Here is a 7,504-nt window from a genome sequence, read left to right as displayed (position 1 = left end):
ATGAATGTGGGAGGTGTTCGGATAAAGTTGATAATCAAGGGAGCAAATGGGCGTACGCCTTAATCCTGGTAATTTATGCGTACATGGTGATATTGCAGCTTAATTCTTTCCCGATGTGGTTCTGTAGCCTCCGTGAGAACAGTTTCTTGGGTTTTTTCCCAGACCCGACGCTTCGGCTATCGGCGGAGGATGTCCTTCTATTTGGCAATGCAGAGGTTTTTCGCGGTCTGCTGTTCAACGTAGCCCCGTTGGCCCATGCATTGTTCTTTCCGTTCATCGCGGCTTGCATTGTGCCGCGCTTTGTCAGTTCGGGCTTTGTCGAGGAACCGTGGGGGTTGTCGGAGGCTCGGGGAGGGAAGCGTGTGTGCGCTATCGTTGCGCGAGTGGTGCTATCTTCTTTTGCCCTTTTGGGCGCGTTTGTCCTGTCGAGTGTCGTTTTGTACTGTCTTAACTGCGCAATCGTTTCGGATGCTCAGCAGTATTTCAACCTGCATGTATTTTGCTATCGACTTGTTCTTGCTGCCGCTGCCTGCCTTGCATACGTGGTTTCTTGCGTAATCGTTGTTTCCTATTTTGGGTCCGGCTTCGGTCCGATTGGCATGCTGTTGCTTGTCAACGTCGTAGCGATCTACATACAGATCGGGGCCAATTCCATGCTTCCGCTTCCAGCCTCGATGCTCATGTGGATTTGCGGCGTGACCCCGTTGGGGAATGGTCAATGCATCTCGATTTTAATTGACTGCCTCATAAACGTAGCAAGCGTTTTTATCATTTGCTTTACTGTCGACCGATTGCGGTCGAGATTTCTCTGATTGTTTGTGAGGGATAATCATACCGAGCATATCAAATACAGGGGGGCGGGCACCGTAGCTGGTGTCCGCCCCCCCCGGCTTAGGAGGCTTTAACCTGAGTGGTTCGCGAGCTAGCGGGCCTGCTTTACCTTGGCCGCTGCCTCGACAAACGACTTCCACAGGTTAAAGTCGGTCTCGAGCGTTTGCCAGGTGTACTCGGGGTGCCATTGCACGCCCAGACAGAACGGCTGTCCCTCGACCTCGATGCACTCGGGTACGCCATCGGTTGCCTTGGCGACCAGGCGCGTGCTCTTGCCCAGGCGGTCGACGCAGCAATGATGTGCGGAGTTGGTCTGGATGAGCCTGCGTCCGCCAAGTGCGCGCTCCAGCAGCGAACCCGGCACGACTTCGACCGGGTGCACGGGGTCGTTGAGCACGTGGGTATGGCGCCACTGCGTGCGGCCCTCGCGCGCACCCAGGCTCGGCACGTCCATGCACAGGGTGCCGCCGGTGGCGACGTTGAGCAGCTGCGTGCCACGGCAGGTGGTAAAGAGCGGCTTTTTGGCGCGGAGCACCTCGTTGACGAGCTTGAACTCAAAGCGATCGCGAATCTCGCAGCATAGCGTGGGGTCGTAAGGGCGCTCATCGCCCCAGCGCTTGGGGTTGACGTCCGGGCCGCCAGGAATGGCGATACCGTCGGCGATTTCCACGTAATGACGGATGACCTCGATGTCCTCGGTAATGGACATCTGCAGCGGCAGGCCGCCGGCGGCAAGAATGGCGTCGACAAAGACGCTCGCGATCTCCTCGTTGGGGGAGAGCATTTCGCTCAAAAAGGGCTTCGCTTCTTCCCAGCGCGGTGCCACCAGGATAAGCGGGCGGTCGGCGGGATCGACGTCGACGTGCGGGGTAAAGGACGATGAAGTGCGGGTTCCAATCATGGGCGTGGCTTTCGAATCCGGGTGGACATGGCGCAGGGGCGGCGCGGGGCAAACGCTGTTGATGAATTTGCCCGCGTGGCAATTGGGTTAGTGGCCCTTGATGGAGTTGAGGAAGTCCTGGGCGCGCTGGGTCTTGGGGTGGTCGAAGAACTCGTCGGGCGTGCCGGTTTCCACGATTTGGCCGTCGGCCATAAACACGACGCGGTCGGCCACGCGGCGGGCAAAGTTCATCTCGTGGGTGATGACGATCATCGTCATACCCTGCTGGGCCAGGCGAACCATGACCTCGAGCACCTCATTGATCATCTCGGGGTCAAGGGCGCTCGTGGGCTCGTCGAAGAGCATGGCCTTGGGCTGCATGGCGAGCGAACGGGCGATGGCGACGCGCTGCTGCTGGCCGCCCGAGAGCTGTGCAGGCACCTTATCGGCCTGCTCGGCAACACCCACGCGGCCCAGCAGGTCCATGGCGCGCTCGCGGGCCTCGTCCTTGGAGACGCCCAGCACATCGACCGGTCCCAGCATGACGTTTTGCAGTACGGTCATATGTGCGAACAGGTTGAACTGCTGAAACACCATGCCCAGCTCGGCGCGCATGCGGGCAAGGTCCTTGCCTTCCTGCGGCAGAGGCTCGCCCTCGATGAGGATCTCGCCCGAGTCGATGGTTTCCAGGCGGTTGATGGTTCGGCACATGGTCGACTTGCCCGAGCCCGAGGGACCAATCACCACGACGACCTCGCCGCGGTCGACCGAGAGATTGATGTCGTTGAGGACGTGCAGGTCGCCATAGTGCTTATCAACGTGCCTGAGCTCGATCAGCGGCTGATTGCCGGTGGAAGAAGTGCTCTGTGCCATGGTGCTCGGCTCCTTATGACTCGAAGTGATAAATCGTTAGCGGATGATGGTCGCGCCGGTCTTGTGCGAGACGTAGACGGCGGCCATGTTGATCGCGACGTTGATGAGGATATAGATGACCGCGATCACCAGGTAGACCGACACGAGGGCATCGTAGTTGGTAATGAGCACGCGGGCATTTTGCATGAGGTCGGGGTAGCTCACCACGTAGGCGACGGTGGTGTCTTTGACGACGACCACAAGCTGCGAAATCAACGACGGAATGATAAAACGAATAGCTTGCGGCAGGACGATTTTAAAGGTGATTTTAGCTTTGGAGAGACCGAGTGCCTGGGCAGCCTCGACCTGGCCGCGCGGTACGGCGTTGACACCGGCACGGAAGATCTCGGCAAGTACGCCGGCTGCGGCGAGCGCAACGGGAAGCGTGAGCATCCAAAACGACGGCAGCGCAATCTTGTACTGGGGCAGCACCAAAAAGAAGAAGTAGATGAACAGAAGGCTCGGCACGCCGCGGAAGAAATCGGTGAGCACGCGGCAGACCAGCTGCAGCGGCTTAATGTCGCTGGTGCGACCGAGCATAAGGGCAAGGCCGAGCACCAACGCGATGGCGCCGGCGGTGAGTGCGACTTTAACGGTGCCCTCAAAGCCGGCAAGCAGGAACTTCCAGGTGGTGAGGTGCGTAAAGAAATACCAATAGTGGACCGAAAGCTGACCGGTCACATAAAAGCGCTGCAGCACGAGGGCAGCGAGCGCGGCGACGGCAACAAGCGAGATAACGGTGCCGATGCGAATTTTGGCGCGCATCTTGGGGCCGGGAGCCTCGTAGAGCGCATCGCGCATGGTGAGCGCGGGGGAGGAGTGCTTGCTCATCGGAGGATCCTCACCTTCTTATCGATGTAGTTGCCAATGTGACTCACCACAAACGCCGTGCCCAGGTAGCCGAGCGCCGAGATAAAGAACGCGGCGACGCCGCCGAGCGAGCGCGTGTTGATATAGCTCACCACGCCGGTGAGCTCCTGCGGTTTAAGCGGCACCTGACTGCCGAGCGCGGTGGTGAGCATGACGGCGATAAAGAGGTTGGTCATGGGCAGCACGCTCGAGCGCAGTGCCTGCGGGATCACGATCTTGGCAAGGATGCGATTGAAGCTCATGCCCAGCGAGCGGGCGGCTTCCACCTGGCCGACGCCGACGGTGTTGATGCCGCTCATAAAGTTCTCGGAGCCAAAGGCAGAACCCAAGAGCACTGTGGCGACGATGACGCAGGTGCGGTAGGGCAGGACGACCTTGAGCGGGGGCAGCGCATAGACGACGATAATGAGCAGCGCGATGCCGGGGATGTTACGGAAGACCTGGACATACAGGTCGCCAAAGACGCGCAGCGGCTTGAGCGGCGACACGCGCATCACGGTGACGGCGACGGCCAGCACCATGGCGATGGCAAACGACTCAAGCGTCATGCCCCAGGTTGCTAGCAGCGCGTCAATGTAGTTCTGGCCATAGAGCGACCAGAGCTCGGAGAGACTCATGCGGACCTCCCGCCGATAAGGAAAGGGGCTCCCGTGTGTACGGAAGCCCCGACAACTCAGTGAAGAAACAGTTTAGCGCAATAAAGCGCACCGTGCGTTTCCGTATGGTTTCGTTGCGGCCGTTACTAGGCGCGTTGCCTAGGCGCCGATCTCGGGCAGCTCGGGAACATTGGTGTCACCCGTGCGGTCACCGATGCAGATCTGCCACAGCTCGGTCCAGGTGCCGTCGTCCTCAATCTTCTTAAGGAAGTCGTTAACGAAGGCGACGCCGTCGGAATCGAGCGGCAGGCCGATGCCATAGGGCTCCTTGCTGCCGAAGGGCTTGCCGGCGATCTTATACTTACCGGGCTCGCGGACTAGGGCGCTCTGCTGCATGTTGTTGTCGATGACGTAGGCGTCAACGCGACCCTGCTGGAGTGCCTGGCGGGCCTCCTCGTCGGTCTTGAACTCCTGCTGGCTGGCCTTGGGAGCGAGCTCCTCCAGGATGGCAGGGCCGTTGGAGCCGGACTGGACGGCGACGTTCTTGTCGGCCAGGTCGTCGACGCTCTTGATGTCGTCGTTGTCGGCGAGCACCAGGATGGCCTGCTGGGTGTAGTAGTAGGGACCGGCAAAGGAGACGAGCTTCTTGCGATCGTCAGTGATGGTGTAGGTGGCAAAGACGGCGTCGACCTGGCCGTTCTGCAGGACGGACTCGCGCGTGTCCGAGGTCACCTGGGTGATCTCGACCTTGTTCTCGCCCAGAATGTAGTTGGACAGGAGCTGTGCGATGCCGGCGTCGAAGCCGCGGGTCTGACCGTCTTTCTCGTTGAGGAGGGAGAAGAGCGTGGAGGTCTGAACGCCACCGATCTTAAAGACACCGGCGTCCTTGACGGCCGTGGCCCAGGTGCTGGCGGCGATGGCATCGTCATCGGCCTTGGGGCCGTTGTCGACGAGCTTGTCGAATGCCTTAGCGTCGAGCGTGGTGGAAGCCTCGGCATCTTCGGAGCTCTTGGAAGAGCCGGCGGCGGAACCCTTGTCGGCCTCGGCGCTGGTGTCGGAGCAGCCGGCAAGACCAAGGCCGGCGACGGTTGCGAAGGTGGCGGCGACGAAGCCGCGGCGGTCGAGAACGACCTGCTGGGAGAGGTTCTTGCTCATGGTAGAACACCTTTCTCAATAAAATCCCTAGCGGTTGAGTAGAGTTATACCCTATCGCGCTCAAATGGGTCAACACGAAATAACTCAGAAACATACTTACCTTATGGGTTATTCAACCTACCAAAAAGGGACAGGCACCTTTGTGGTGGTTCTGGCCGATGCAGCGGCATGCCTTGCTGTTTTGTCTCGATCTGTAACATCTGCAGCCATTTTTGCCGAGTAACTGTTACAGATCGAGATCATCTCCTTAGGGGGATTCGAATGTCTCGATCTGTAACAGTTAGGCGGACAAAAGCTCCCTTTCTGTTACAGATTGAGACAAAGGTCAGGGGCAAAGACGGTTTGTCTAGATCTGTAACAGTTAGACGGGAATTCGGGCCCTAGATGTTACAGATTGAGATAATCGCGCCGCGAAAATAAAAACCTCCGCAGGGGTGCTTCCCTTGCGGAGGTTTTTTACTCGTTAAGTAGCCTAACGGCTTCGGCGGCCATGTTCTCGGCCGTCATGCCGTTCTGAGCGAGCAACTCGTTGGGGTCGTAGCGGTCGGGGAAGCCCTTGGCGATGCCAAAGGTGCGCGTGCGCACGGGCGTGCAGGCCAAGTAGCACGCGACGCGCTCGCCCCAGCCGCCGTCCAAGATGCCGTCTTCGAGGGTGACGACAACGCGATGCTTGGCGGCAAGGCTGTCGAGGAACTCGCGGTCGAGCTCGGTTGCATAGCGCGGGTTGACGAGCGTGGCCTCGATGCCGTACTCGGCAGTCAGACGGTTTGCCACGCGCTCGCCCAGCTCAAAGAAATCGCCAAGCGCGAGCACGGCCACGTCGCGACCCTGGCACACCACGTTGTAACGAACGGCGCCGTAATCGGCGTCCTCGGCAGGCGCAAGATCGGGGCGGCTTACCAAGCCAATGCCCGGCACGCGAATCGCCACGGGATGCTCGCGGTGGTCGAGCGACCAGCTCAGCATGGATAGGTATTCCTCCATGCAGGAAGGCGCCAGGTAACGCATATTGGGGAGAGCGCCCAGCATAGAAATATCAAAGAACGAAAGATGCGTCTCGGATGTGGTGCCAAAGATCGATGCGCCAAACACCAGGATGGTTGCGGGGACATCGTTGAGGCACAGGTCGTGCCACAGCTCGTCGTAGGCGCGCTGCAAAAACGTGCCGTACACACCAAAGACTGGCTTGGCACCCGAGCGCGCAAGCGCGGTGGCAAAGGTCACGGCGTGCTCCTCGGCAATGCCCACATCGACGAACTGTTTGCCGGCGGCGGCGCGAAGCTCGGGTGTAAAGCCCATGATGTAGGGCGTGGCGGCCGTGATGCCCACGACCTGCGGATCGTGCTCGATGGCGGCGCTGAGCGCCTCGCCCGTAATGTCGGCATAGGTGCGCGGCGCAGGCTCGCTCGGATGGCCCGGGCAGAGCTTGCGCCCAGTCGCCATGTCAAACGGACCCACATGATGCCAGCGCTCGGGGTCGCTCTGGGCTGGCTCAAAGCCCTTGCCCTTTGCGGTGGAGACGTGCAGCACGATGGGATGATCGATATCGCGCAGCTCCTGCAGCGTGTCGACCAGGGCCAACACATCGTTGCCGGTGTCCAGATAGCAGTAGTCGAGCCCCATCGCGCGGAAAACGTTGCGCTCACAGGTGCCGTTGCTGGCGCGTAGCTCGGCCAGATTGCGATACAGGCCGCCATGGTTCTCGGCAATGGACTGGTCGTTATCGTTGACGATGATGATCAGGTTGCTGTCGAGATCGGCGGCATTGTTAAAGCCCTCAAACGCCAGACCGCCCGAAAGCGAGCCGTCGCCAATGATGGTAATGACGTTGTAGATGTCGCCCGCCAGATCGCGGGCGTGTGCCAAGCCGCAGCCCAGGCTCACCGATGTGGAGGTGTGGCCCATGGCGAACAGGTCGTGCTCGGACTCGTCGGGATTGGCAAAGCCAGAAGCCTCGCCATAGCGTGCCGGGTCGATATAAGTGTACGCGCGCCCGGTCAGCGCTTTGTGTGCGTAGGTCTGGTGCGACACGTCAAAGACAATTTTGTCGGTGGGGGAGTTAAACACGCGGTGGAGCGCGACCGTGAGCTCAACGACGCCCAGGTTGGGGGCAACGTGTCCGCCGACAGCGGCGGAGCTTTCGAGGATGGCGTGGCGAATCTCGTCGCAGAGCTGCGGGAGCTCGGCGCGATTAAGAGCCTTGACGTCCTCGGGCGTTGTCGTTTGCGTAAGCAGCATCGTTGTGGGTTACTCCATGCGA

Annotated in this window: 7 protein-coding genes; 1 reads left to right on the top strand and 6 read right to left on the bottom strand. The window is 60.0% G+C overall.

From position 1 onward, the window contains the following. Window positions 1-812 (top strand): hypothetical protein (locus DW899_RS10800; protein ID WP_233539953.1); only part of this gene is annotated, 812 nt, incomplete at its 5' end. 110 nt (window positions 813-922) lie between these two features. On the opposite strand, the gene DW899_RS08775 is transcribed toward DW899_RS10800, so the two are convergent. The 6 genes from DW899_RS08775 to DW899_RS08750 all read right to left on the bottom strand — a co-directional run bounded on the left by DW899_RS08775 (window position 923) and on the right by DW899_RS08750 (window position 7,482). Further along, window positions 923-1,732: a gamma-glutamyl-gamma-aminobutyrate hydrolase family protein gene (locus tag DW899_RS08775; protein ID WP_117800715.1), complete on the bottom strand. Its 810-nt coding sequence runs from the start codon at window positions 1,730-1,732 to the stop codon at window positions 923-925. Window positions 1,733-1,819: 87 nt separating this feature from the next. Next, a complete protein-coding gene (locus DW899_RS08770; RefSeq protein WP_117798267.1) occupies window positions 1,820-2,584 on the bottom strand; it encodes an amino acid ABC transporter ATP-binding protein in 765 nt (254 codons plus the stop codon). A 36-nt stretch (window positions 2,585-2,620) separates the two neighbouring features. After that, window positions 2,621-3,454 carry an amino acid ABC transporter permease gene (locus DW899_RS08765; RefSeq protein WP_117800713.1) on the bottom strand — a complete coding sequence of 278 codons (834 nt, stop codon included), beginning with the start codon at window positions 3,452-3,454 and terminating at the stop codon, window positions 2,621-2,623. After that, complete coding sequence (locus DW899_RS08760; protein ID WP_006234894.1) at window positions 3,451-4,110, bottom strand: amino acid ABC transporter permease; 660 nt, start codon at window positions 4,108-4,110, stop codon at window positions 3,451-3,453. Before DW899_RS08760 ends, DW899_RS08765 begins: the two co-directional genes overlap by 4 nt. A 138-nt stretch (window positions 4,111-4,248) precedes the next feature. After that, a complete protein-coding gene (locus DW899_RS08755) occupies window positions 4,249-5,244 on the bottom strand; it encodes a glutamate ABC transporter substrate-binding protein (RefSeq protein ID WP_117785902.1) in 996 nt (331 codons plus the stop codon). Between the two features lie 456 nt (window positions 5,245-5,700). Beyond that, entirely contained in the window at window positions 5,701-7,482 is a 1,782-nt protein-coding gene (locus DW899_RS08750; RefSeq protein WP_117800711.1) for a 1-deoxy-D-xylulose-5-phosphate synthase, read from the bottom strand. Window positions 7,483-7,504 lie beyond the last annotated feature (22 nt).

It is taken from the genome of Collinsella sp. AM41-2BH, from assembly GCF_003468085.1.
Lineage (GTDB): Bacteria > Actinomycetota > Coriobacteriia > Coriobacteriales > Coriobacteriaceae > Collinsella.
Note: the sequence above shows the minus strand (reverse complement) of the source record. Positions and strands in the feature narration are given on the sequence as shown.